This window comes from Parabacteroides sp. AM17-47, from assembly GCF_003434625.1.
GTDB lineage: Bacteria > Bacteroidota > Bacteroidia > Bacteroidales > Tannerellaceae > Parabacteroides > Parabacteroides distasonis.
Window position 1 is genome coordinate 68,391 of the sequence record NZ_QTLI01000012.1, and the last position, 24,796, is coordinate 93,186.

Annotated in this window: 22 protein-coding genes, 3 tRNA genes and 1 pseudogene; 11 read left to right on the forward strand and 15 right to left on the reverse strand. The window is 45.5% G+C overall.

Annotated features, from left to right (window positions below):
• Nucleotides 1-19: 19 nt before the first annotated feature.
• Entirely contained in the window at nt 20-1,768 is a 1,749-nt protein-coding gene (locus tag DW205_RS11295; protein WP_005867851.1) for a RagB/SusD family nutrient uptake outer membrane protein, read from the reverse strand.
• A gap of 27 nt (nt 1,769-1,795) precedes the next feature.
• On the reverse strand, nt 1,796-5,122 hold the full coding sequence (locus tag DW205_RS11300) for a TonB-dependent receptor (RefSeq protein WP_121961356.1): 3,327 nt from the start codon (nt 5,120-5,122) through the stop codon (nt 1,796-1,798).
• 396 nt (nt 5,123-5,518) lie between these two features.
• On the opposite strand from DW205_RS11300, the gene DW205_RS11305 reads away from it, so the two are divergent.
• The 3 genes from DW205_RS11305 to gltA all read left to right on the forward strand — a co-directional run bounded on the left by DW205_RS11305 (nt 5,519) and on the right by gltA (nt 8,284).
• On the forward strand, nt 5,519-5,905 hold the full coding sequence (locus tag DW205_RS11305; protein ID WP_005859009.1) for a co-chaperone GroES family protein: 387 nt from the start codon (nt 5,519-5,521) through the stop codon (nt 5,903-5,905).
• Between the two features lie 91 nt (nt 5,906-5,996).
• Nucleotides 5,997-6,794, forward strand: a complete 798-nt coding sequence (locus DW205_RS11310) for a sulfide/dihydroorotate dehydrogenase-like FAD/NAD-binding protein (protein WP_005867880.1) — start codon at nt 5,997-5,999, stop codon at nt 6,792-6,794.
• Between the two features lie 20 nt (nt 6,795-6,814).
• Entirely contained in the window at nt 6,815-8,284 is a 1,470-nt protein-coding gene (gene gltA / locus DW205_RS11315; protein ID WP_005867881.1) for an NADPH-dependent glutamate synthase, read from the forward strand.
• Nucleotides 8,285-8,377: 93 nt separating this feature from the next.
• Here gltA and DW205_RS11320 read toward each other — a convergent pair whose 3' ends face one another.
• The 12 genes and pseudogenes from DW205_RS11320 to DW205_RS11375 all read right to left on the reverse strand — a co-directional run bounded on the left by DW205_RS11320 (nt 8,378) and on the right by DW205_RS11375 (nt 15,057).
• A complete protein-coding gene (locus tag DW205_RS11320) occupies nt 8,378-8,761 on the reverse strand; it encodes a DUF3037 domain-containing protein (RefSeq protein ID WP_005867882.1) in 384 nt (127 codons plus the stop codon).
• Nucleotides 8,739-9,521 carry a HipA family kinase gene (locus DW205_RS11325; RefSeq protein WP_005859001.1) on the reverse strand — a complete coding sequence of 261 codons (783 nt, stop codon included), beginning with the start codon at nt 9,519-9,521 and terminating at the stop codon, nt 8,739-8,741. Before DW205_RS11325 ends, DW205_RS11320 begins: the two co-directional genes overlap by 23 nt.
• 92 nt (nt 9,522-9,613) lie before the next feature.
• Nucleotides 9,614-9,686, reverse strand: a tRNA-Gly gene (locus tag DW205_RS11330).
• A gap of 15 nt (nt 9,687-9,701) precedes the next feature.
• Nucleotides 9,702-9,786 (reverse strand) — tRNA-Leu (locus DW205_RS11335).
• A 23-nt stretch (nt 9,787-9,809) separates the two neighbouring features.
• A tRNA-Gly gene (locus DW205_RS11340) sits at nt 9,810-9,882 on the reverse strand.
• Nucleotides 9,883-9,955: 73 nt separating this feature from the next.
• The gene (locus tag DW205_RS11345; RefSeq protein ID WP_005867883.1) at nt 9,956-10,429 is read right to left on the reverse strand and encodes a (2Fe-2S)-binding protein; all 474 of its coding nucleotides are present in this window, start codon (nt 10,427-10,429) and stop codon (nt 9,956-9,958) included.
• Complete coding sequence (argH, locus tag DW205_RS11350; RefSeq protein WP_005867884.1) at nt 10,422-11,762, reverse strand: argininosuccinate lyase; 1,341 nt, start codon at nt 11,760-11,762, stop codon at nt 10,422-10,424. Before argH ends, DW205_RS11345 begins: the two co-directional genes overlap by 8 nt.
• 13 nt (nt 11,763-11,775) lie before the next feature.
• Nucleotides 11,776-12,189 carry a polyketide cyclase gene (locus DW205_RS11355; RefSeq protein WP_005858994.1) on the reverse strand — a complete coding sequence of 138 codons (414 nt, stop codon included), beginning with the start codon at nt 12,187-12,189 and terminating at the stop codon, nt 11,776-11,778.
• 22 nt (nt 12,190-12,211) lie between these two features.
• The gene (gene pyrE, locus DW205_RS11360) at nt 12,212-12,847 is read right to left on the reverse strand and encodes an orotate phosphoribosyltransferase (RefSeq protein ID WP_005858992.1); all 636 of its coding nucleotides are present in this window, start codon (nt 12,845-12,847) and stop codon (nt 12,212-12,214) included.
• A gap of 86 nt (nt 12,848-12,933) precedes the next feature.
• Nucleotides 12,934-13,623, reverse strand: a pseudogene (locus DW205_RS11365) (ComF family protein).
• Nucleotides 13,604-14,104 (reverse strand): regulatory protein RecX, encoded by a 501-nt coding sequence (locus tag DW205_RS11370; RefSeq protein WP_005867888.1) that lies wholly within the window; start codon nt 14,102-14,104, stop codon nt 13,604-13,606. Before DW205_RS11370 ends, DW205_RS11365 begins: the two are co-directional and overlap by 20 nt.
• A complete protein-coding gene (locus DW205_RS11375) occupies nt 14,101-15,057 on the reverse strand; it encodes a HemK/PrmC family methyltransferase (protein ID WP_005867890.1) in 957 nt (318 codons plus the stop codon). Before DW205_RS11375 ends, DW205_RS11370 begins: the two co-directional genes overlap by 4 nt.
• A 56-nt stretch (nt 15,058-15,113) precedes the next feature.
• On the opposite strand from DW205_RS11375, the gene ribD reads away from it, so the two are divergent.
• From ribD to murI, 8 genes are all read left to right on the forward strand, one after another.
• Nucleotides 15,114-16,193, forward strand: coding sequence for a bifunctional diaminohydroxyphosphoribosylaminopyrimidine deaminase/5-amino-6-(5-phosphoribosylamino)uracil reductase RibD (gene ribD / locus DW205_RS11380; RefSeq protein ID WP_005867892.1), 1,080 nt, complete (start codon nt 15,114-15,116; stop codon nt 16,191-16,193).
• A 119-nt stretch (nt 16,194-16,312) separates the two neighbouring features.
• A complete protein-coding gene (locus DW205_RS11385) occupies nt 16,313-17,689 on the forward strand; it encodes a DUF6242 domain-containing protein (RefSeq protein ID WP_005867894.1) in 1,377 nt (458 codons plus the stop codon).
• Between the two features lie 81 nt (nt 17,690-17,770).
• Complete coding sequence (locus DW205_RS11390; protein WP_005867895.1) at nt 17,771-18,475, forward strand: DUF6089 family protein; 705 nt, start codon at nt 17,771-17,773, stop codon at nt 18,473-18,475.
• Between the two features lie 11 nt (nt 18,476-18,486).
• The gene (locus DW205_RS11395; RefSeq protein ID WP_005858978.1) at nt 18,487-19,230 is read left to right on the forward strand and encodes an isoprenyl transferase; all 744 of its coding nucleotides are present in this window, start codon (nt 18,487-18,489) and stop codon (nt 19,228-19,230) included.
• A gap of 14 nt (nt 19,231-19,244) precedes the next feature.
• Nucleotides 19,245-21,935 (forward strand): outer membrane protein assembly factor BamA, encoded by a 2,691-nt coding sequence (gene bamA / locus DW205_RS11400; RefSeq protein ID WP_005867898.1) that lies wholly within the window; start codon nt 19,245-19,247, stop codon nt 21,933-21,935.
• Between the two features lie 172 nt (nt 21,936-22,107).
• Nucleotides 22,108-22,623 (forward strand): OmpH family outer membrane protein, encoded by a 516-nt coding sequence (locus tag DW205_RS11405; protein WP_005858974.1) that lies wholly within the window; start codon nt 22,108-22,110, stop codon nt 22,621-22,623.
• Nucleotides 22,624-22,697: 74 nt separating this feature from the next.
• A complete protein-coding gene (locus DW205_RS11410) occupies nt 22,698-23,192 on the forward strand; it encodes an OmpH family outer membrane protein (protein ID WP_005858972.1) in 495 nt (164 codons plus the stop codon).
• Between the two features lie 90 nt (nt 23,193-23,282).
• Nucleotides 23,283-24,113, forward strand: a complete 831-nt coding sequence (murI, locus tag DW205_RS11415; RefSeq protein WP_005867900.1) for a glutamate racemase — start codon at nt 23,283-23,285, stop codon at nt 24,111-24,113.
• Nucleotides 24,114-24,424: 311 nt separating this feature from the next.
• On the opposite strand, the gene DW205_RS11420 is transcribed toward murI, so the two are convergent.
• Nucleotides 24,425-24,793 carry a YccF domain-containing protein gene (locus tag DW205_RS11420; RefSeq protein WP_005867901.1) on the reverse strand — a complete coding sequence of 123 codons (369 nt, stop codon included), beginning with the start codon at nt 24,791-24,793 and terminating at the stop codon, nt 24,425-24,427.
• Nucleotides 24,794-24,796: the final 3 nt, after the last annotated feature.

A 24,796-nucleotide genomic window follows, 5' to 3' on the forward strand; every position in this document is an offset into this window, starting at 1 on the left:
TAAGAAGGATGAGATTGGACTATTTCCAAGCATCATTTTGTACCAGATAAGCTTGGCCGTTCTCATCGTTTCCTGCGGTCTGGATCTCTGTCTCGGGAAGCGGGAACATCGTCTTAGAAGCGGTTGGAGCGGATACACCATAGAATTTAGTTAGGTATTGCTTCTCATAATTTATATATGCCGTCAATTCCTTGTTCATATAATCACCTCCCCAACGAACCAGATCGAAAAATCGTTGTCCTTCCATCGCAAGTTCCAGCTTACGTTCCATATGAATCGCCTTGATACAAGTTTCCTTGTTGCTGAATGCGGCGTGACTGGATGGATAAGGTTTCACTAAATAATTGGCGGCAGGCGTTCCGTCTTCCAGATAAATGATATTGTCCGGTTTGGCTGCACGTTCACGGATATCGTTTACTTGCTGCATGGCGGCACTTAATTCTCCGTCGTTCGCTAGGCATTCCGCGTATAACAATTTACAATCACGTAAGCATAGATATTGTAAATTCATGGCAGAACCGGGAGCCCAGCCGGATGAATAGGTGGAGCCAGCTAATCCGGCATCCTGTTCCGCTTTGCTATAGACATGCTTTTTCGGTAGGAATACACCACCGCTACTTACATTTCGTATCCAATCATTAGCAGGCAATCCCCAATCTTTATAGGGAATCTCCATACGTCCTACGGCGAAATCTAAACGAGGGTCCACGGCGATTGTTTTATCATTCTTAGAGATGTAATCATAATCGGTAACACGTTCTGTTACGGATTTTTTATTTCTGTACTCTCCATCAAGATAAGGAAGTCCGTTTTCGTCTACTTGGAATGAGTTTACCAGTTCGTAAGAGGGTTGATAAAATCCGCAACATCCACCGGGGCCTGTGTTATGAGGATAATTCAGTAAAAATCCGTAATTCCCGTTATTATTGGCTCCGACAGAGAATTGTACCTCAAAAATAGACTCTTTCCCATTTTCGGTAGTTGCGTTAAAATTTGCGTCCAGATCATCTTGTAAGGCTAATCTCTCTCCTTTAGGGCTTAATCCGTTTGCGATAATATCGGCCAAGATCGGTTTGGCGGCTGTCATATCACCTTGTTGCATTAGTATTTTAGCCTTTAACGCTTTTGCCGCTGTTTTCGTAGGGCGTGCCACTTCGGTCTGTTTTTCGGGTAATCCTTCGATGGCCGCTTCTACATCTGCTAAAATATTAGGATAAATGTCCGTACCGTTATGAACTTTCGGGTCATTTTCTTCAGCGGCGATCGTCTCGTCGATATAGGGCATGCCGGTCGGTCCGAAAATCTTTACCCCTTCGAACATGAATAGGGCACGTAAGAATTTTAGCTCCGCGGTCCGGTAGGCCTTGGTTGTCTCATCCATGTCTGCCGCTTCTTTCATCACATTGAGTGCTAAGTTGCAACGTTGTGCTCCATAATATGCGTCTTTCCACTTATTCTGTAAATAGTCGTTTGTGGCCGTGACGGCATACGTCTCTACGGAATTCAATACAGATTGGTCATTGGATTCGGAGCCTTTATTAGCGTCACCTCCGTATACACCACCGAATACCCAATTGAACATATTGTCATATCCGGTCGGCCGGGTCAAACCGGCATAAGCGTTGACCACCAATAACTCAACCCCTTCAGCATTTGTTAATGCTTCTTGGTCAATACTGCCTTGAGGAGCTTTATATAGAAAATCCTCACCGCAAGAACTCAAGGTAAATAAAGCAACTGCGCTTACTATTAATATTTTATGTCTCATAATAGTCGTTTTTATAGTAAAATGGATTTAGAAAGTAAAATTCACGCCCAATAAGAATCGCATAGTTGTAGGCCAGCCTCCCATATCGACTCCTCTTTTTAAGTCTACACGTCCGGCTCCGTCGGTGTCAGAATCGCTTTGCCGTAAATAGGCGTTGGTAAACTCTGGGTCCAAGCCTGTATATCCGGTGACCGTAAGGATATTCTCGGCTTGTAAATACAGGCGGAGATTCTGGATACCAGCCTTCTTGAGTAATTCCTTAGGCAAGGAATATCCCAATACGAGATTTTTCAGGCGTAAGAAGGAGGCGTCTTCTACGTAATAAGAGCTAGAATAAGCTCCGGAATAGTTATCTTCCGTATTCAGCATAGGAAGGATAGCATTACTGTTATCGCCATTCAATGTCCATGATTGATCTCTGAGGCGTGAGGATTTATTACCGTTGAAAGTCCAGAAATCGGTAAAATATTTTGTGTTATTATATAAGTCATTGCCGATAGAGAAGTTCCAGAACATAGTAAAGTCCCAGTTTTTCCATGTTAACGTGGCGTTGAGGCCTCCGGTTAAGTCCGGATGAGGAGAGCCGATAAAGGTCCGGTCGCTATCATCCAATTTGCCGTCTCCGTTCAAGTCCTCGAAACGGAAGCGGCCGACATAAGCGGCAGCGTCTGCCTCTGTGATATCACTTTGTCCGAATGGCTTGGTTGCCATAACATCGGCTACGGACTCATAAAAACCATTTTGCTTCAACCCCCAGAATTCAGACACGGCATGTCCTTTTGTCGTACGGGTTACGTATCCTTCGATGCGCGTACCGCTAGCCCATAGAGAATAATCGTCAGCTTCCGCGAGTTTCAAGACCTCATTTTTATAATGGGATAAATTCAAGGATAGATCCCATGCCCAGTCTCCTTTTCGGTCACGGTAATTAAACATGAAGTCGAAACCGGTGTTCTTTATATCTCCGAAGTTGATATAAGGGCTTCCGGATTCTCCGGCCATCGAGGTGTAGGCCGCTTGTATCAACATATTGGATGTCTTCTTCGTATACCATTCGAATGAACCGCTGAATTTACCATTCAGGAAGGTTGCGTCCAGACCCAAGTTGACCATCTTGGTCATTTCCCATTTCGTATCAGTGTTACCGTAGGTACTGAGGCGGAATCCGGTTGTCTCGCTATTGTTCGCTCCGGTCATGTCGTAATTTGTATAGGAGGTGCTGGTCGTGAACAAATTGGCGAAATTAGTTGCGACAGGAATCTCTGAGTTACCTGTGACGCCGTAACCGGCTCGTATCTTTAAGTCGTCCAGCCAATCTCGGCTTGGTTCCATAAATGCCTCCTCTGACATACGCCAACCGGCGGAGATAGATGGAAAGACTCCGTAACGATTATTTTCCGAGAAACGGGAAACACCGTCCCGGCGGATAATACCGGTTAATAGATACTTATCCTTATATCCATAGTCTGCACGGGCAAACATACCAAATAGCGCGAATTCTCCATTGTAAGTGGAAGAGTTGGTACGTTGGCTATTGTTCTCGCCCATATCCAAGGTGTATGTATTGGTATTGTCTTCGAATAAATAGTTATATCTACGTGCGTTGAGGGATCTGCCTAAACCGTCCCGAATAGCCTCTGTTCCCAATAAGATGTTCAAGGAATGGATCTCATTGAATGTCCGGCTGAAAGATAACGTGTTGGTCCAAACCCAACGATAATTAAAGTAATTACTTTCGTAAAAGTTATTTTGACCGCCGGACTCGGAGAACTCCGGGTTGTTTTTAGTCATCGAGTAAGAATAGTCATTACGATAATCGATACCGAAGTTTGTTTTGAAAGTCAGTCCAGTCCATAGGTCTGCTTCTCCATATACGTTGCCAAATATACGTTGGGTAGTGGCATAATTATCCTTATTCCTTTCACGAATAGCTACAGGATTCTGGAAATTGCCGGTCCCGGCGAATAAGGAGCCTGCATAATTGCCCGCATAGTCATAAACCGGTACATAAGGAGAGGCCCGATAAGTCCATGAGTAGATGTTGGACTCTGTACCTGAGAAGCTAAGTCCGTTGTTTTTGCTAAAACTATAAGTTAGGTTCTCTCCGAATCGCAACCATGGGCGGACGTTATACGACGAATTAGCACGTGCTTGATAGCGTGTGAAATAAGATTCGATAGCGGTACCTTGCTGGTCGAAATAGTTCATGCTCATGGTGTATTGCCCTTTATCGGTACCTCCAGACAAGGACAGCTGATGATTCTGCATCCAACCGAGTTGACTGATCTCATCCCACCAGTTCGTATCGCCTACGGGCGCATAGACTACGTTGTTCGCTTGATCGTAATCGCTAGGATCGATGGAGGTGCTACCACCGGCGCCGGTTACGGTCATGTAATTGGGTAGATGATTAACCCAAGAGTCGGAAGTACTTCCGAATTGCTGGTGGTAAGGTAATTCTCCATTGGCGCTGGCTCCCGTTAGGTCCAGATTGTTTTTCGAGGCTTGCCATTCAACATCAATACGGTCATAAGCGTTTAAGACGTCATAGCGTTTACCTGTTTTAGAGAAACCGTAATATCCGTCATAGGTTAATCTCGGTTGTCCCGTTTTTGTCCCTTTCTTGGTCGTGATCAAAATGACGCCATTCGCTGCTTGCGCTCCGTAGATCGCAGCGGAAGAGGCGTCTTTCAATACTTGCATACTCTCGATGTCATTGGGATTGATAGAGCTTAGGTCTTGGTCACGAGTGGATACGCCATCGATAACATACAAAGGTCCGTTGTCATTGATGGAATTAATACCTCGGATGCGTACCATCGTGGCTGAACCGGGAGCACCGGAGGTACCGATGTTTACGCCCGCCGCTTTACCTTGCAACTGTTGTGTGGCGGAAGAACCGGAAGACGCCAATAGCTCTTCAGTATCGATAACCGCTACGGAACCTGTGATGTCCTTTTTCTGTTGGGTACCGTAACCGACAACGACTACCTCGTCTAGATTTTGGGTGTCTTCCTTTAAGGTAATGTTCATGACGTTCCCGCTTGCAGGTGTTTGTTGAGTTACGTACCCGATGTAAGAGATGACCAGAATGGCATTCGGCTCTACTTCTAATACGTATTTACCATCCAGATCGGTGATCGTTCCGTTCGTGGTACCCTTTACGACTACGTTAACACCTAATAGGGGCTCTCCTTTAGCGTCGGTGATCGTACCCGTTATTTTCCGGGATTGTTGCGTAACGGAGGTTTCCGCTTTTAATACGGAACTTTGCGGTATGATAGCACCGCCTGCCAATAAAAAGCATAAGGCCAATCCTAGCCTGCTTTTAAAGATCGCATGTCTGTGTTTCATAATAAATAGGTTAATAAAGTCTAGTAAACTGAGGCAATATTAAGGTTTGTTTAGACGAAGACCAATAAAAATCAATGAATGCCTTTATCTATTCGGTGAAAAAGCCTTTTTAATCGGCGAACAACTTTTGGTGGAATTCTTTTGTTTTTTATCCGTCTGGGCAAAGAAAAAGGACACCGGCAGGTGTCCTTTTCTTTAATGTTTACCTATTCTGCCGGTCTGTATGATGAACCGGTTTGTTAGGGCTTTCACAAGTCCTAACGGTGCAAATGTAAATTAAGGAGAGAAGTATAAAAAATAGAATCAGTGAACTGGCGGAATTATTCGATGAACAGGGTTTTTTGTTCGGTAAACTTTCCGTAAGTTCGCGAAATAAAAATTTAACATCTTATAATCATGCAACTATCCATAGATCAAAAAGACATCGATAAATTCCTGATGATAGGCGATAAAGTATTGATTAAGCCTAAGAATCCACAGAGCCAGACGAAGACCGGATTGTATCTGCCTCCCTCGGTTCAACAAGGGGAGAAGATACAAGCGGGTTATATCATAAAGACGGGGCCCGGATATCCGTTGCCTTCTCAATCTGAGGAGCATGAGGTCTGGGAGAAAAAGAAAGGGGAGGAGGTGCAATACTTGCCGCTTCAAGCCCGTGAAGGTGATTTGGCTGTCTATTTGCAGAATGCCGCTTACGAGATCAATTTTAATGACGAGAAGTTCTTGATTGTCCCTCATTCCGCTATTTTGATGTTAGTGCGTGATGAAGGTTTGTTTGAATAAAGCCTTTTGTTAAGGAAAATAGGGCTATATTCACTTTTTTATCTTATTTTTGCCAGCAAAACAAGACAAACTATCAACAGTAGCGATTATAATGAATAAGATTGTAAGTAAAGAACATTTCTCAGCCAACGTGGTGAAGCTGGAAGTCGAGGCTCCTTTGATCGCCCGCTCCCGCAAGGCCGGTCACTTCGTGATCGTGAAGGTTGGCGAAAAAGGCGAACGTATACCTCTTACCATTGCCGGGGCGGATACCGAGAAAGGTACCATCACCTTGGTGATCCAAGCGGTAGGCGGCTCATCCCGTAAAATCTGTGAATTGAATGAGGGTGACTATATCACGGATGTGGTGGGTCCGTTAGGGCAGGCTACCCATATCGAGAAGGTTGGAACGGTTGTTTGTGCCGGTGGTGGCGTAGGTGTCGCTCCGTTGTTGCCGATCGTGGAGGCTTTCCATAAGGCAGGAAATCGTGTGATCGTCGTATTGGCGGCCCGTACCAAGGACTTGGTGATCCTTGAGGAGCAGATGCGCCAAAACTCGGATGAGGTAATTATCATGACCGATGACGGATCGTATGGTATGAAAGGCTTGGTGACGAATGGCGTGGAGAGCGTGATCAACCGGGAGAGGGTGGATTTATGCGTTACGATCGGTCCGGCTATTATGATGAAATTCGTTTCCGCTCTTACAAAGAAATACGAGATTCCTACCGTAGCTTCCTTGAATACGATCATGGTGGACGGAACGGGTATGTGTGGTGCTTGCCGTATTACGGTAGGCGGGAAGACCAAGTTCGTTTGTGTGGACGGACCGGAGTTCGATGCTCATCAAGTGGATTTTGATGAGATGATCATGCGCCTCGGCGCTTATAAGGATATAGAGAAGAAATAACGAAACCACGTAATTGAATCATGACAACAGAAGAATTAATCGCTGCTCGTCGTGCCGAACCTTGGCGGGAGGCGCTTCGCAAAAGCAAGAAAAATAAAGAACGTGCGGATATCCCCCGTGTGAAGATGAACGAGTTGGACCCGGAATACCGGAGTCGTACCCGTTTGGAGGAAGTTAACTTAGGCTTGACAAAAGAACAGGCTATGCAAGAGGCCGAGCGCTGTCTGGATTGTCCGAATCCTACTTGTATGCAGGGATGTCCGGTAAATATCAATATACCTACTTTTATCAAGAATATCGAGCGTGGGGAATTCTTGGAGGCCGCTAAGACCTTGAAAGAGACAAGTGCCCTGCCCGCTGTTTGCGGTCGTGTCTGTCCGCAGGAGAAACAATGTGAGAGCAAGTGTATCCATTTGAAAATGGGTAAGGAAGCGGTTGCCATTGGCTACTTGGAACGTTTCGCCGCTGATTACGAACGTGAGAGCGGTAATATCTCGGTTCCGGAGATTGCGGAGAAGAACGGTATCAAGATTGCCGTGGTAGGTTCCGGTCCTGCCGGATTGTCTTTTGCCGGAGATATGGCGAAGCGTGGATATGATGTGACTGTGTTCGAGGCATTGCATGAGATCGGTGGTGTATTGAAATATGGTATCCCGGAGTTCCGCCTACCGAATAAGATCGTGGACGTGGAGATTGATGGCCTTCGTAAGATGGGCGTACAGTTTGAGAAAGATTGTATCGTGGGTAAGACGATCAGTTATGATGATTTGCATGCGGATGGCTTTAAGGGCGTGTTCGTGGCAAGTGGCGCCGGTCTGCCTAACTTTATGAACATTCCGGGTGAGAACTTTGTGGGCGTGATGTCGTCCAACGAGTATTTGACCCGTGTAAACTTAATGGATGCGGCGAATCCGGAAAGTGATACGCCGGTGCTACAAGGGAAGAAGGTGGCCGTGATCGGAGGTGGCAATACAGCTATGGACTCTGTCCGTACTGCTCGCCGTCTGGGCGCTGAGCGTGCTATGATTGTCTACCGTCGTAGCGAGGAGGAGATGCCCGCTCGTTTGGAAGAGGTGAAACATGCGAAGGAAGAAGGTGTAGAGTTCTTGACGCTTCATAATCCGATTGAATATATAGGAGATGAAAGAGGTCGTGTTAAGCAGATGCGCTTGCAGAAGATGGAGCTAGGTGAGGCGGATGCCTCTGGTCGCCGTCGTCCGGTACCTATCGAGGGAGCTATCGAAACAATCGATGTGGATGAGGTGATCGTTAGCGTCGGTGTATCTCCGAATCCATTAATACCCCGTGCCTTTGGAGGCTTGGAGGTGAGCAAGAAGGGTACGATCGTAGTGGAGGAAGACAGTATGCGCTCCGCTTTAGGCGATGTGTATGCCGGTGGTGACATCGTTCGTGGTGGAGCTACCGTGATTCTGGCGATGGGAGACGGTCGTAAGGCTGCCGCCGCTATGGATGCGGACTTAAGAGGATAAGTATAATATCTATTAGTTCTATAAGGAAAGACGGGTTGTTTGGACGATCCGTCTTTTTTCTTTTATCGTGATACGGAGATTTATGTTTATTATCTATAAGACTAATTCTTGAAATAATCTCTCAAATGTCTGTTCTAGATCGTTGGAAAAACCGGGATGTGGACGCGAGGTTTGGATAGAGGCACTTCTTATGGCGGTAAGCCAACGAAAGCGCTCCGGAATATCTAGGCTGGCTATAGGACCTCCATCCTTTGCGCCGGAACATATCTTATCGAAAACGTGGAGATTCGTACACAAAGATTCCTTATCTATATCTGATGTGAACAGACGAAGTTTCTCCTCGTTTACATGATAGCGAGCCTTGATGAATTTAGGCCGTTTACAGAACATGATAAGGCCTACATTGATAAACTCCTCCCGTTCGATTTTCGGTACGATACGGATTACGGCATATTCATATAAGTGTTTGTCTTGCATGTCGAGCTTCATTTATAAACGTGTCAGAATGGGCGATTCGGTCAATTAAGAACCGGATATATACATCACGTATCTCTTGAGGCGTACCGGGACTATCGTTCCAATGCAACCAATCGTCGGGTACTAGACCTACGATCTCACGAATTTTCTCTTCCGTTAAGATACGTTTGAAATCTTTGTTTACTTCCTCCAGCAGCGTCGCTTGTGGCAATAATACATGATCCTTGATATGGATGAAAGGGCCGATCGCATGTTTTTGCCAATTTACCCATGAGAAATGGAAAAATAAGGAAGCTCCATGATCGATGAGCCAAAGTTCCTTATTCCATATCAACATATTCGTATTCCGGACCGTGCGGTCTATATTTGTCAAAAGAGCATCGAGCCATACGACTTGTGAGGCGAGTTTGGGATCTACACGATTGACTACCGGATCGAAAGTCAAGGCTCCCGATAAAAAATGTAATCCCAGATTGAGCCCTTGACTTGCTTGTAGTAAGTCTTGTATCTCCTCGTCACCTTCCGACCGCCCGAAAGCCTCGTCAAGATTCAGGAAGACCAATTCCGGTACATGGAAACCCAAGCAACGAGCGATCTCACCTCCGATCAACTCGGCTATCAAGGCTTTTGTCCCATGTCCGGCTCCCCGGAACTTAACGACATATTTAAACTCATCGTCTGCCTCCGCTAAAGCAGGCAATGATCCGCCTTCCCGCAGAGGCATGATATATCGGGTAACATTCGCAGTACGTAATTCCATAACCCTCACTTTAATTGAAGATAAAGATACGATTATATTTTAGAAATAAAAAGCCCCGCTATTCTTTCGAACAGCGAGGCCTTTTGGAAGCGAGCGGAAGACGGGACTCGAACCCGCGACCCTAACCTTGGCAAGGTTATGCTCTACCAACTGAGCTACTTCCGCAATTGAATTAGATCGTACTCGAAGCGGGACTTGAACCCGCACAGCCGCAATGGCCAAAGGATTTTAAGTCCTTCGTGTCTACCGATTCCACCATTCGAGCATCCACCTCTTCTCTAAGAGTTGAGCGGAAGACGGGACTCGAACCCGCGACCCTAACCTTGGCAAGGTTATGCTCTACCAACTGAGCTACTTCCGCATTGTTTGTTTCTCTTTTGCGAGTGCAAAGGTAGTACAAATATTTATACTACCAAACATTTCCGGTGAAAAATTTAATTATGGATGTAAATTTTATTACCGTTTGTATCGACGACATATTGTTTGAGGGCTTGTTTCTCCTCAGCGCAAGGTCCTTCCACCGGATTGCCGATACCGTTTAAAAGTTCAAATTTACTACCGCATTTCGGACAAATGGCGTATACGGCAGATTCGTCCACATCTACGATGACATTAGCGGATGCCTCATGAGGACAAGCGGCATCGAACGCAAAGAATGCACCGGTTCCGTTACTGGACAATCCATGATAAACCAATACGCCTCCAAACCCTGTTTGCTCGCCAGCTTGGTCTACATCTTTAGAGGTGTAGATCTTATAAGCCTGTATTGCATTCAACGCTTTATCTTGATAAGTCAGATCTAGTTCCAGATAGACCGCACGATAGGGAATGCGAGTCTCTATCGTATCTGCGCAAGATAATAGCGTAAACAAGATCAAAAGTGGAAATATCCGTCTTATCTTATCCATGGATCAATTTCTTTTCAGCCTCGTTCATCCGTTCGAAAGAGAAAGAACCTATCACGCTACGCATCATGGTGGCGATTGGTTCGTTACATAGATTACCGATACTGCCTTCGTGTGTATGGTTAACGCTCTTCGAAGGAACGAATTTACCGGCCTCGATATCCAAACCTACTTGCTTATAAGCGTCACGGAAAGGCATTCCGGCCAAGACACGGCGGTTCACTTCTTCCACGCTAAACAATAGAGAATATTTATCATCGTCCAATATATGCTCGTTCACTTTCACCTCACGCATCATATGAGTTACCATGCGTAAGCAATCCTTCAGCTCGTCGAAAGCCGGTAGGAAGACTTCCTTGATGATCTGGAGATCCCGGAAGTAACCGGAAGGAAGATTATTGCTGATCAAGATGATTTGCTGAGGCAAGCCTTGAAGCTTATTGCATTTGGCACGTGTCAACTCAAATACATCCGGATTCTTCTTATGCGGCATGATACTGGAGCCGGTCGTGAACTGATCCGGCAGTTTGATGAAGCCAAAGTTCTGGCTATTGAACATACAAGCGTCGAACGCTAACTTGGAGAGCGTAGCGGCGATACCCGCCATAGCGAAAGCCACGGTGCGTTCCATCTTGCCACGTCCCATCTGGGCGTATACCACATTGTAGTCCAGCGAGTCGAAACCTAATAAATCCGTAGTCATCTGGCGGTTTAGCGGGAAGGATGAACCATATCCGGCGGCGGAACCCAGCGGGTTACGGTTGCAAATACGGTATGCGGCTTGCATAAGTTGCAAATCATCTACCAAGCTCTCCGCGTAAGCGCCGAACCAAAGTCCGAACGAAGAGGGCATAGCTACCTGTAGATGCGTATATCCGGGAAGCAGTACATCCTTGTACCGGTTACTCTGGGAGATCAAAACGTCGAACAAGCCGGAAACCAACTCAACCAATTCTTGTATTTGCGAACGGGTGAAAAGTTTCAGATCCAATAGAACCTGATCATTGCGGGAACGCCCGCTATGGATCTTCTTGCCCATATCGCCCAAACGGCGTGTAAGCATGAGTTCCACCTGCGAGTGCACATCCTCGATGCCTTCCTCGATGATGAATTCTCCACGATCCGCTACGGCGTATATATTCCGTAATTCTGCTAATAAGACGTTTAGTTCCTCTTTGGTCAATAAACCGATACTTTCCAGCATCGTGATATGCGCCATAGAGCCTAATACGTCATATTTAGCGAGGTAAAGATCCATCTCACGGTCCTTACCTACCGTGAAGATATCTACTTCATGATCTACCTGTACATTTTTTTCCCAAAGTTTCTGAGCCATAATGAAAAAGGAATTAATAAGGCAAGGAGGCGATAACGGTCGAGATTTTATCCACAGCCTCTTGCAAAGGTTTCGATACCATTGGTTTCAAGAACGGATTCAGATCGGCACGAACCGTGATTTTTAACCGTGTGTCGTCCTCGGCCACCTGTTTCAATTGTATCCACAAGAAAAGGGGAACAGGAGAGTTGGTCGTCGTGAACTTGATTAATTTATTCGGCTCTCTTTCTACGATCTGGAAGGTAATCTTACCAACGGGATCGACAGCGAAACTACAGGTATCGCTGTCGAACTCAAAATTTTTTATTTTATCTTGCGGGATGCGATCCTTGATACGTTCCAAGTTGGAAAGATCGGACAACATCGTGAAGATACGTTCATCATTGTGTGGGATCTGTTTGACCTCACTCACAAATTCTTCAGTCATTGAGTGTCTTTTTGTTTATTACTTATTTCGGGTCCCAGTTAGCCGGATCTTTACGCCATTCCTGAAGAACCGCGATCTCAGACTCATCGATGTAATGCGTACGGACAGCTTCTTCCAAGACTGCGTCGTAGTTACTCAATGTAGTCAATGTTACTTTAGCGTCTTTGAAAGCGGCTTCCGCTACAGGGAATCCATAGGTAAAGATAGCTACCATACCCGCGACATCGCAACCAAAGTTACGTACGGCCTGTACGGCTTTCAAGCTACTACCTCCGGTAGATACCAAATCCTCGATGATCACTACTTTAGAACCCGGTTTCAATTCTCCTTCGATAAGGTTTTCCAATCCATGATCTTTTGGCGTAGAGCGGATGTATACGAATGGCAATCCTAATAAATCGGCTACTAAAGCACCTTGAGCGATCGCGCCTGTAGCAACACCGGCAATGGCATCTACGTTCTCGAATTTTTCACTAATCACACGAGCCAACTCCAATTTAATGAAGCTACGAACGACCGGATAAGAAAGAGTCTTTCGGTTGTCATTGTAGATCGGAGATTTCCAGCCGGATGCCCAAGTAAACGGATTGGCCGGTTGCAACTTTACGGCTTTAATCTTTAATAATTTTTCTGCTACTAAACTTTCCAGTGTTTTCATACAATCCTATATTTATATCAGTCTGCAAAAATAGATAAACTGAATGACATTACCTTGAATATCGTACGTTAATTTTTTATTAATATTTATGCGACAGACAGGGCTAAAATGCTGATGCGTATGCCCGGAATCCCTGATAAAGCCTTTGCGCAAGCGGAAATCGTGGCTCCGGTTGTGATCACGTCGTCTATGAGCAGGATATGTTTGTTTTTTAAGCTTTCCGGATGAATGACATTAAAAATAGAACATACATTTAACCAACGGTCGTAAATGGCCTTACGAGTTTGGGTACTTGTGTGGGTGGTGCGGGCTAGACTTCGCGTATCGATGGGGATATCCCATATGGAACGGATGCCGGAGGCGATCCATTCGGACTGGTTGTAACCTCTTTGCCGTTTTTTGCGGGGATGCAGGGGAACGGGGATAAGGAGGTCTACGGTACATATCGGGCTGTGATCCGCTTGGAGCTCTCTCGCTATCTGTCATCCGAGTAGATAGCCCAGCTCTTTATTATCATGGTATTTGAGCGAGTGTATCAGGCTTTGTACTTTTCCGCCTTTCTCGTATCGTAGATAAGCGGTGGCGTATTCGATCCGGTTCTTTCCGATAAAAAGTTGCTCGACGGGGTTGTTCACCAGTTGATGATATCCCGTGTGCGGCAGGTCGCATAGGCATTTCAGGCAAATTTGTTCTTCTCCCTCGACGAGTGGTCGTTTACATATTTTACATAAGTTTGGGAAAAACAGGTTGAGCAGATTATTCCATGTCGTCGGCATAATCCTCGCAGTCTGTTCCTTTGAATAATTGGCTTAGGCAATCCAACGTGATCCGGCTTTCGAAACCTCGTCCGGAGGCGAAACGGAGTAACTTGTTGAATAGGTCCCGCTCGTCTTTTCCTTTGGTCGATTTCTTTTTGCTTTTTAGTAAATCGAGTAAGATGGAGCGGTATTCTCCCTCGTCAATGGCGGCGAGCGATTCTTCCCGGATCGGGGAGGGGATGTTTTTCTTATAAAGCTCGTAGCCTATTTTTACCCGTCCCCATTTATTGAACCGTAGCTTATCGTTCACGAAGAAACGGGTGTAACGGGATTCGTCGATAAACCGCTCTTTCAGCAAGCGGGCGATGATACGCTCGGAGGCGTCGGGAGGAAGTCCGGCGGCATCGATCTTTTTCTGTACGTCTTGTATGCAGCGTTCGGCGGTGGAGCAATAGGCGGCTGCCCGGTGCAACATCTCGGGTTCGGTTATCTCTTTCATATTTTTGCTTTTACGATCCGGTCTTTTCCGTATAAATCTTGTATTAATTCGACTTCGGTGTAATTCTCTTGACGTAGCATCGCTACGGTCTCTTTTCCGCAAAGGGCGTTGATCTCGAAGTAAAGATGCCCGCCTTCCACCAAATGCCTTTGTCCGAAGCGGGCGATGGCCCGGTAAAAGAGAAGCGGATCGTCATCGGGAACGAACAAGGCCAGGTGAGGCTCGTTCTCCAAAACGTTCGCTTCCATGGTCGCTTTCTCCTTATTCATTATATAAGGAGGGTTGCTGACGATGCAATTGAAGTTGCCTATAGGAGAAACAGCGGTTTCTTCCGTATGGGATTTTGGTTTCATGTACGTGAAACTTTTGTTTTCCTTACGTGAAACTTTTGTTTCTTCTACGTGAAACTTTAGTTTTCCTTGCATGAAACTGGGATAACCTTCGGAAAGGATATCCAATTCGAGGAAAGATACGGAAACTTGATTCAGTCGGGCGTTCTCCTCGGCCACGGCGAGCGCTTCGGGTGATATATCCACCGCCGCTACCTCAGCCTTCGGAAGATGTTTCGCCAAGGAAATAGCGATACAGCCGCTTCCCGTACCAATATCTAATATACGAGGGGCTTGGCCTCGGTAGTCCGTGATGATCCGCTCGACCAACTCGGCGGTTTCCGGGCGGGGAATCAATACGTCCGGCGTCACCTTAAACTCTATCCCGTAAAAATCCGCTATGCCTAATAAGTATTGTATGGGCTTGTATAAACGCAGTCCTTCTACAATCTCCTTGATTTTAAATTTCTCCGTATCAGATAATTCTTTACCTTTGCCTAACAGGAGTTGATGGGTAGAAAGACCGCAAACACGTTCCATGATGAGCCGGACGAGCGCTTGGGCTTCGCCGGGAGGATAAATATCTTTGAGGGAATTTCGGATGTAGGCGATGGTCTCAGTCATATCTTACTCTTGTTTTATCGCGAAAGTAGTGTAAAAACCGTTTATATGCAAAGATTATGGTAGAGGTTGAAGAGAAATACATGGCTCGTTGCATCGAGTTGGCTAAAGGAGGGAGGGGAAATGTCAGTCCGAATCCGATGGTTGGTGCGGTGGTTGTGCATAAGGGCCGTATTATCGGTGAGGGATTTCACAGGAAATGTGGGGAGGCGCATGCCGAGGTGAATGCTATCGCTTCCGTGAAAGACGAGTCTTTGTTGAAAGACAGTACGATTTATGTGAGTCTGGAGCCTTGCTCTCATTATGGGAAGACGCCTCCTTGCGCCGAGTTGATTATCCGGAAAGGGATTCCACGGGTGGTGGTCGGTTGCTTGGATCCTTTTCCCGAGGTGTCGGGGCGAGGCGTGCGGATGTTGCGTGAGGCTGGTGTCGAGGTCGTCACAGGCGTGATGGAGGAAGAAGCCCGTGCGTTGAACAAGGCGTTTATGACGCTACAAACGAAAGGCCGTCCTTATATTATCTTGAAATGGGCGCAGAGCGAGGATGGGTTTATCGATCGTTTGCGTACGGACGTGTCGGAGCCGGTCACGGTTTTGTCTTCTCCGGAGACTTCACGCTTGGTGCATAAACTTCGCTCGGAGGTGGCGGCTATCATGGTCGGTACACGGACCGCTTTATTGGATAATCCTTCATTGAACGTGCGCCATTGGTCCGGTAATTCTCCGGTTAGGGTCGTATTGGATCGCCGGCTCGTTATTCCCGATTCTTATCGGTTGCTGAATGGTTTCTCACGTACATTAATATTTACGGAGAAGGAAGTGGAAAACCGAGAGAACATGGAGTATATCCGGATAGATTTCGAGGGCCCGGTGATCCGGCAAGTGCTAGATCATCTTGCTGCCCGGAAGTTGGATTCCTTATTGGTGGAAGGTGGGGCCCAGTTGATTAATTCTTTCGTGGAAGCGGATGTGTGGGACGAGGCGAGGGTGGAAACAGCTCCGGTTCGCCTGTATCAAGGGGTGCATGCGCCGATGCTTGGAAAGGAGGCTGTTAGCGGCATCTCTAGACGTTCTGTTATGAGCATTAAAAATCATAACTATGAAATTTTAAATCATAACGATGAGTTCGAAAAATCATAACTATGAATTTTAAGGCTCATATAATCAACTAAAATATTATAAATATTAGCAGGTATTAGGGTGAAAGCAAAAAATGTTTCTACTTTTGTGCCTTTATATGCGACAAACTTATGTTTTTGATGAAAAATAAATTAGTACTATTTATAACAGGTTGTTTTGCGTTAGTGCTGTCTTCTTGTTTGAAGTCAGATGAAATCGTTGGTGTAGAAGCTATTAAGAATTGCCAGATACATACTTTTTCATTAAGTCATGATTCTGTGTCGGGGTTGGATACTGTGAAGTTTACGATAGACCAGCTAACGGGACGGATTTTTAATATAGACTCTTTACCTTTTGGTACGAAGATCGAGAAAGTGGTTTGTAAGATTGGGTTCGCTAATTCTTCAGTGATAGGTGGCGTGGAGGCTAGTCCCGAGGCTTATCCCGATTCCACTTATTATTTAAGTAGTTTGTCGGATTCCATCGATTTCTCCGCTCCGGTAAAGTTCGTGGTTCATGCGTATGACCAAGTCACGACAAAAGTCTATATGGCGCAGGTGAATATCCATCAAGTGGTTCCGGACTCTATGGTTTGGAGTATGTACGCGAATCCTATGATTGGCATTACCGTGAAGGATCAGAAGGTGGTAACCTACGATTATAATGGATCGGAGAATTACTTTATGTATGTGAAACCCGCCGAGTCCGGTAAACCTTACCAATTATATTACGCTTCGGTAAGTGCGCCTAAGGGCTGGCAGTCATTATCCTTGGCCGGTCTGCCTTCCGATGGGCTTTTGATCTCCCAGATTACTGAGTATAACAATGCTTTATATGTGCCGGCTACAAATGGCACATTATATAGATCCGAGGATGGCTTGACTTGGAGCGCTGTAGAGAACGCCCCTTCCGTGAAATACGTTTTGGGTAGCGTGAAGCAGGGCACGAAACAGCCTTCCGCCTTAGCTACGATCGTGGATCAGGAAGGAAAGCTAGCGTTCTATGCGATGAACGAATCCATGGAGTGGATCGCCGGAGATGCGGTGGCTAGCGGATTCCCTGTTACCGGATTTAGCAATCTCCAATATGCCGCAATGTATCATGAGTACTTGATGACCGCCGGCGGACGTACCGCGGACAACCAAGTGGTTAATACGACTTGGGCGACCATGGATGGTATCTCTTGGGCGTTGATGGCTTCCGGTGACGCAAACTTCACGAAGCGTGAGGGAGCGATGATCACGAATTATGACGATAAGTTTTTCTTGATCGGAGGTATCGACGCTTCGAACAAGGCATTGAAAGATATGTATCAATCGATAGATTATGGTATTTCTTGGTCGTTGATCGACTCGATGGTGGTGTTACCGACCGACTATGCGGCGAGAGGCTTTTCCTCAATTATTGTGGATAAAGAGAATTTCGTGAACATTTTCGGAGGAAAGACCAGCACTGGTTCCAATGACTTGAACCAACTTTGGAGAGGCCGTATCAATCGTTTGATCCCGAAGGAATAGAAAAGTTCGATAGGAGATGTATAATTTTATGAGGCTTTTAGCGTTAGAAAAAGAAGTGTGGTATATATAACAGCAAGGCTTATGACTTCAACTTTTTTTCAGCGGCTTCTCATAATCATCCTATTAGCGGGTACGGTCCCTACGCTTTGGGCGCAGGAATATAAGTACGAGATCGGTGGTATGGCTGGTGGCGCCTTTTATATGGGCGACGCCAACAAGAATACGATATTTAAAGGAATGAATCCGGCGGTGGGAGCCGTGTTCCGGTATAACATCAACTTTCGTTGGGCCTTGAAAGCCAACTTGATGTGGGGACAGGTTTCCGGTAAGACCGAAGGTATGGAGAACGTTTTTCCGAATAATGCCCCAACCTCTTTCAACCGTAGTATCATGGAGTTGGGGGGACAGGCAGAGTTCAATTTTTTCCCGTATAGCGATAAGTTCGACTATGCGGGGGCGAAGCGTTTCTCTCCTTATGTCTTGGTGGGCATAGGGCTGACGGTGGCTCCGGGTGGCGGGAAGACTTTCGCCAGCCCGAATATTCCTTTAGGCGTGGGCATGAAATATAAGATCAAGAACCGCCTTAATTTAGGGTGCGAGTTCTCGTTTCGTAAGTTATTTGGCGATGGCCTAGAGGGAAAGGACATGTTGGACGATCCGTATGGTGTTAAGGGTAGCGCTCTTAAGAATAAAGATTGGTACTCTTTCTTGTTGTTGTCTGTTACATGGGATTTCGGCCCGAGGTGTCGTACTTGTAACAATGCGAAAAATATAAGTGAATATTAGTAAGATAAAAAATGTCGTTGATTGAGAAAATAGACAAGAATCGCTTGCCACGGCACGTGGCAATTATTATGGACGGGAACGGACGTTGGGCCAAGGCGAAGGGGAAAGACCGTAGCTTCGGGCATCAGGAAGGCGTTGTTTCGGTCCGTAAGATTATGGATGCGGTCACTCAACTCGGATTGAAATATCTGACGTTGTACACTTTCTCTACCGAGAACTGGAATCGTCCGGAAGAAGAGGTCCAAGCGCTGATGAGCTTGCTGGTCTCTGCCATTCACCGGGAGACTCCGGACATGATGAAGAAAAACGTTCGCCTTACCGCCATAGGCGATCTTTCCCGTTTGCGTGAGGATGCTTATAATACATTGCAAGAATGTATCGATACGACTTCGGCGAATACGGGAACCACACTTGTTCTGGCGCTTAGTTATTCTTCCCGGTGGGAGATCACCAGAGCGGCTAGGCAACTCGCCCAAGAGGTCTTGGAACAGAAAATAAACCCCAATGATATAACCGAGGCTATGGTCTCGGACCACTTGACGACCAAAAATATCCCCGATCCCGATCTTTTGATACGGACCGGAGGAGAGAAACGCATCAGTAACTTCTTGCTATGGCAGTTGTCATATGCTGAATTCTTCTTTACGGATGTGTTTTGGCCGGATTTCAGAGAAGAAGAGTTGTATGAGGCTATATTGTATTACCAGCAACGTGAGCGTCGTTTCGGTAAGACAAGTGAGCAATTAATCTTATAAACAATAGCTGTTATATGTACAAAAGAATAGTGCTGTTTTTTATTTGCTTGGGTTTCGCTTGCGGTGCGTTTGCCCAAGAAATAGACACTACCCAAGTTGAGGCGCCGGCAGAAGTGCCGGTCATTTCGTACTCGTTAGCTCCGAAGAAATACAAGATTGCGGATATAAAGATTACGGGTATCAAGAATTATGATGATTTTGTGTTGATCGGCTTCTCGGGCTTGTCGGTAGGCGATGAGATTACCGTACCGGGAGAGGAGATCACTACAGCAGTGAAGCGTTTTTGGAAACATGGCTTGTTTTCGGATGTGAAGATTTTGGCAACGAAGATCGAGGGCGACCAGATTTGGCTGGAGATCCAGCTGAAGCAGCGTCCGCGTATCTCGCAAGTCAATTACCACGGGATCAAGAAAGGCGAGCGTGAGGACTTGGAGGCGAAGCTGGGTTTGAAGAAAGGTTTTCAGGTGACACCGAACGTCATGGACCGTGCCAAGATCGTGATCCAGAAGTTCTTCGATGGCAAAGGCTTTAAGAACGTGGATGTCGAGATCGAGCAAAAGGACGATCCCGCGAATGAAGGCGAGGTGATCGTGGATATCAATATCGATAAGAATGAAAAGACCAAGATCCATCGTATCTATTTTGAGGGTAACGAAAAACTGACTGCCCGGGAGTTGAAGAAGGCGATGAAGAAGACGAACGAGAAGTTCAGCTTGCCGAACGACTGGAAAACCAGTATCATGGAGATGTTCAGCACGAAGAAGTTCACGACTGAGGAATATGAGAACGATAAGAAAAATATAATCGCTAAATATAACGAGCATGGTTATCGCGACGCCGTATTATTGTCCGATAGCGTGGCGAACTTTAACGAGAAGAAGGTAGATATCTTCTTGAAAGTGGATGAAGGTGAGAAATACTATTTGAAAGATATTCGCTTCGTGGGTAATACGCAATATTCTACGGACTATTTGATGGCCGTGTTGGGTATGAAACCGGGCGAGGTGTATAATCAAAAGAAATTGAACGAACGTTTGAGTACGGATGATGATGCCGTTTCGAATGTCTATTTTAATAACGGTTATTTGTTCTTCAACGCCGATCCGGTAGAGGTGGATGTAGCGAATGACTCTATCTCGTTAGAGATCCGTATCCAAGAGGGTCCGCAGGCGACGATCAACCGTATTATCATTAATGGTAATGACCGTTTGTATGAGGATATCGTTCGCCGTGAGTTGCGTACCAAGCCGGGTATGTTGTTCAGCCGTGATGACTTGATGCGTTCCGTTCGTGAGTTGGCCCAGATGGGACACTTTGACCCAGAAAACATGAATCCGGTGCCGCTGCCTGATCCTGAGAATGGAACCGTGGATATTGAGTATAACTTGGTTTCCAAGGCGAATGACCAGATCGAGTTCTCCGCAGGTTGGGGACAGACGGGTGTGATCGGTAAGTTAAGTTTGAAGTTTACGAACTTCTCTATGAAGAACTTCTTGAACCCGAAAACCTATAAGGGCATCATCCCGCAAGGTGAGGGACAGACATTGACTTTGAGCGGCCAGACGAATGGGCGTTATTATCAGGCTTACAGCATCTCCTTCATGGATCCTTGGTTCGGCGGTAAACGACCGAATACATTGTCTGTCAGCGCTTATTTCTCAAAGCAAACCGATATCAGTAGCAATTACTTGACCAATTCCGGTTATGGTTATGGCTATCCGGGCTATGGCTATGGTTATCCCGGTTATTATGGGGGCGGTTATGGCTATGGTAGCAACTATTACGGCAACTATGGTTACAATAATAGTTATGAGTATGCTTACGACCCGGATAAGTCTATCATGATGTTCGGTTTAGCGGCCGGTTATGGTAAACGCTTGAATTGGCCGGATGACTACTTCCAGTTCATGGCGACGTTGAACTATCAGCTGTATATGATGCATGATTGGGACTATTTCTTGGTTAATAACGGAAATTGCCATAATATCAACTTGGAGTTGATGTTGCAACGTAATTCTATCGATAACCCGTTGTATACTCGTAAGGGTTCACAATTCATGTTGTCTGTAGCTGCTACGCCTCCTTACTCTTTATTCGATGGTAAGGATTATGCGTCGATGTCAAGCTCAGACCCGGATAAGTATAAATTCATCGAGTATCATAAATGGAAGTTCAAAGCGAAGATCTTCTCTCCGTTGGCTCCGTTGACCGTGAAACGTACGCCGGTATTGATGACCCGTGTTGAGTATGGCTTCTTAGGTACTTATAATAAAAATAAGAAGTCTCCGTTCGAGACCTTCTATATGGGTGGTGACGGTATGAGTGGTTACTCCAGTACCTATGCTCAGGAAACGATCGGTTTGAGAGGTTATGAGAATGGTAGTATCGCCGGTAATGGTGGTTACAACTCTTATGGATACGCTTATTCTCGTTTGGCTATGGAGTTGAGATATCCGTTCTTGCTGGAGCCTTCCTCTACGATCTACGGATTGGTATTTGTGGAGGCTGGTAACGCTTGGACTGATTTGAAGAATTTTAATCCGTTTAACTTGAAACGCTCCGCCGGTGTCGGTGTCCGTATATTCTTGCCGATGATCGGTTTGATGGGACTCGACTGGGCTTATGGTTTCGACGAGCCGAATTATGGATCTAATGGTAAACGTAGCGGTAGTAACCTGCACTTTATCATCGGACAGGAATTCTAAAATATAGATCGGGTATAGCTTCGTATGTAGAGACGGGGCGTGTTCCGTATGTGGAGACGGGGCACGCCCCGTCTCTACATTTAAATAAATACTTTTAACGAATATTGGTAGGCTGTAAGTAAACCCTCTGTTATATTTGCAGTCATAAAGTAGAACTATAAATAAAGAGAGTATGAAAAAGATTATCACATTGAGCTGTCTGATGTTGCTTTGTTCTTTTGCCGGCATGGCACAGAAGTTCGCTTTAATCGACATGGAATATATATTGAAGAATATTCCGGCTTACGAAATGACCAATGAGCAGTTGAGCCAAGTTTCCAAGAAATGGCAAAATGAGGTGGAAGCGATTCAGCAAGAAGCTCAGAATATGTATAAGAATTATCAGAGCGATCTGGTATTCCTCTCCGCCGAGATGAAAACGAAACGTGAGGAAGAGATCGTGAAGAAAGAGCAAGAGGCGCAAGATCTGAAACGTAAATATTTCGGTCCTGAGGGTGAGTTATATAAGAAACGCGAGAGTTTGATGAAACCGATTCAAGACGAGGTGTATAATGCGGTGAAAGAAATCTCGGAAGACAAGGGATATCAAATTGTTTGGGATCGAGCTTCAGCTATGAGCATTATTTTCGCTTCTCCGAAGATCGATATCAGTAATGAAGTGCTGATTAAGTTAGGATATTCAAAATAAATGCTTACATTTGTGCGCTTTATGCATGAAAAGTGTGAAAGCTTGATTAATAACAAAGTAATTATATAGTAAAAATGAAGAAACTTATTGTTTTATTGTTGATGATTCTCCCGTTGGGAGCTATCGCTCAGGAAGTTAAAATTGCGTTTGTAAAAACTCAAGAGGTGTTTATGGCTATGCCGGAGGTATCTGGTATGGAAAAACAAATGGCAGACTTGAATGAGAAATATAGAGTTGAATTGAAGCAAATGCAAGATGAATACCAAAAGAAATATTCAGACTTCGTAGCGCAGCAAGATTCATTGACAGAAAATATCAAGTTGAGAAGAATGCAAGAGATTCAAGATATCCAAGAACGTATGGATAACTTCGTTCAGGTAGCTCAGCAAGACGTACAAAAGAAACAACAAGAATTGTTGCAACCGATCCAACAGAAGTTGCACGAGGCTATCCAGAAGGTAGGCGAGGAGAAGGGATATACGTATATCATCGATCCGGCAGCTTTGCTTTATACGGGTACTAACGCGGTAGACGCAACTCCGTTTGTTCGTACGAAACTCGGTTTGTAATTAGCAAGAAAATTTATTCTATAGAATAAAAGAGGGGGTGTTTTCCGAAAGGATTGCACCCTTTGTACTTTATAAAAGAAGGTTTCTGATATGTTTCCACAAACTCCCGGTCCGATCGGTCTTTTTGATTCAGGTTATGGCGGACTTACGATTTTCGATAAGATTCATCAGTTGATGCCCGGTTATGATTACGTTTATCTGGGCGATAACGCACGTTCTCCTTATGGAACCCGTTCGTTCGAGGTTGTTTATCAATTTACCCGTCAGGCGGTATCACGCTTGTTTGAGTCGGGTTGCCAATTGGTGATCTTGGCTTGTAATACGGCATCCGCGAAAGCGCTTCGTACGATCCAACAAAAAGACTTGCCTACATGGGATCCCAATCGTCGTGTATTAGGAGTCATCCGTCCTACAGTTGAGTTAGTGGATACGATCAGCCGTACCAAACATATCGGTATCGTAGGTACGAGCGGTACGATTACGTCCAATTCTTATACGATAGAGATCGGCAGGATGTACCCACATATCCAAGTGACAGGCGAGGCTTGCCCCATGTGGGTCCCTTTGGTGGAGAATAATGAGTTTAATTCCCCGGGAGCGGATTATTTCGTGAAAAAGCATATCGACCATCTATTATCCGTAGATCCGCAAATCGATACGCTTATCTTGGGATGTACTCACTATCCCCTTTTGATGGATAAGATCCGTGCTTTTCTTCCTTCCGGCATCACTCTATTCTCGCAAGGCGAGCATGTAGCGGAGAGTTTGCGAGATTATTTAGGGCGTCACCCGGAAATGGATCGTAAACTCACGAAGGGAGGAAGTTGCCGTTTTCTTACCACGGAGTCGGCAGAGAAGTTTTCTGAGGCGGCCTCTATCTTCATGAATACTCCGGTCTCGGTTTCCCAGATCGAGCTATAACGCCCCTAGGCCCTATGAGGGAGATGTATATGAACGCTATTTATACTTCCCTCCTTCCTTATGAATACTTGAAAGATATCGGATGAATTCATTTGAATATCTAGTATAATTCTACAGATCACGCCGTGGTCTGTAGAGTTCACGGCGTGGTTTGTATAGTTCACGTTGTGGTCTGTACAGACCATGACGTGAATTAGAAAATAAAACAAGGAGCGAGAATGTATAGGTATAGAAAGAAATAGGTATAATACCTTATCCTTGCCTAAATTCTTGCCGGATGTCTGCCTTCTACAGAAAAGTCAGACCTTCCCTTATTGGATGCTCTTTCCAAAAGGAGCCAAGGCTAAAGCTGCCATCTTAAAATGTTGCATGCCGAAAGGGATGCCGATGATCGTGATACATAGCAAAAGGCCGAATCCTAGATGCGTAAGGCAAATCCAAAAGCCTCCGACGAATATCCAGATAATGTTCATGATAAGTGACAGGCATCCTCCGGAATTCCCCTCGTCTACGACACGGCTGCCAAAAGGCCATAAAGCCAGTATCGCTAATTTTAAGGTCTGGAGGCCAAAAGGTATACCAATGATCGTTATCATTAGTATTAGGCTGGATATCAGATATTCTACACTTGTTATAATCCCTCCGAAGAGTAACCATATTATATTCCCCAAGAATTTCATACG

Coding starts and splice junctions, on each gene's coding strand:
- DW205_RS11405 (WP_005858974.1), top strand. CDS start 22,108: ATGAAAAAGATTATCACATTGAGCTGTCTGATGTTGCTTTGTTCTTTT.
- DW205_RS11370 (WP_005867888.1), bottom strand. CDS start 14,104: ATGAAAGAGATAACCGAACCCGAGATGTTGCACCGGGCAGCCGCCTAT.
- DW205_RS11305 (WP_005859009.1), top strand. CDS start 5,519: ATGCAACTATCCATAGATCAAAAAGACATCGATAAATTCCTGATGATA.
- DW205_RS11410 (WP_005858972.1), top strand. CDS start 22,698: ATGAAGAAACTTATTGTTTTATTGTTGATGATTCTCCCGTTGGGAGCT.
- DW205_RS11390 (WP_005867895.1), top strand. CDS start 17,771: ATGACTTCAACTTTTTTTCAGCGGCTTCTCATAATCATCCTATTAGCG.
- argH (WP_005867884.1), bottom strand. CDS start 11,762: ATGGCTCAGAAACTTTGGGAAAAAAATGTACAGGTAGATCATGAAGTA.
- ribD (WP_005867892.1), top strand. CDS start 15,114: ATGGTAGAGGTTGAAGAGAAATACATGGCTCGTTGCATCGAGTTGGCT.
- DW205_RS11300 (WP_121961356.1), bottom strand. CDS start 5,122: ATGAAACACAGACATGCGATCTTTAAAAGCAGGCTAGGATTGGCCTTA.
- DW205_RS11345 (WP_005867883.1), bottom strand. CDS start 10,429: ATGGATAAGATAAGACGGATATTTCCACTTTTGATCTTGTTTACGCTA.
- DW205_RS11310 (WP_005867880.1), top strand. CDS start 5,997: ATGAATAAGATTGTAAGTAAAGAACATTTCTCAGCCAACGTGGTGAAG.
- DW205_RS11420 (WP_005867901.1), bottom strand. CDS start 24,793: ATGAAATTCTTGGGGAATATAATATGGTTACTCTTCGGAGGGATTATA.
- DW205_RS11395 (WP_005858978.1), top strand. CDS start 18,487: ATGTCGTTGATTGAGAAAATAGACAAGAATCGCTTGCCACGGCACGTG.
- DW205_RS11375 (WP_005867890.1), bottom strand. CDS start 15,057: ATGACTGAGACCATCGCCTACATCCGAAATTCCCTCAAAGATATTTAT.
- DW205_RS11325 (WP_005859001.1), bottom strand. CDS start 9,521: ATGGAATTACGTACTGCGAATGTTACCCGATATATCATGCCTCTGCGG.
- pyrE (WP_005858992.1), bottom strand. CDS start 12,847: ATGAAAACACTGGAAAGTTTAGTAGCAGAAAAATTATTAAAGATTAAA.
- bamA (WP_005867898.1), top strand. CDS start 19,245: ATGTACAAAAGAATAGTGCTGTTTTTTATTTGCTTGGGTTTCGCTTGC.
- DW205_RS11320 (WP_005867882.1), bottom strand. CDS start 8,761: ATGCAAGACAAACACTTATATGAATATGCCGTAATCCGTATCGTACCG.
- DW205_RS11295 (WP_005867851.1), bottom strand. CDS start 1,768: ATGAGACATAAAATATTAATAGTAAGCGCAGTTGCTTTATTTACCTTG.
- murI (WP_005867900.1), top strand. CDS start 23,283: ATGTTTCCACAAACTCCCGGTCCGATCGGTCTTTTTGATTCAGGTTAT.
- gltA (WP_005867881.1), top strand. CDS start 6,815: ATGACAACAGAAGAATTAATCGCTGCTCGTCGTGCCGAACCTTGGCGG.
- DW205_RS11355 (WP_005858994.1), bottom strand. CDS start 12,189: ATGACTGAAGAATTTGTGAGTGAGGTCAAACAGATCCCACACAATGAT.
- DW205_RS11385 (WP_005867894.1), top strand. CDS start 16,313: ATGAAAAATAAATTAGTACTATTTATAACAGGTTGTTTTGCGTTAGTG.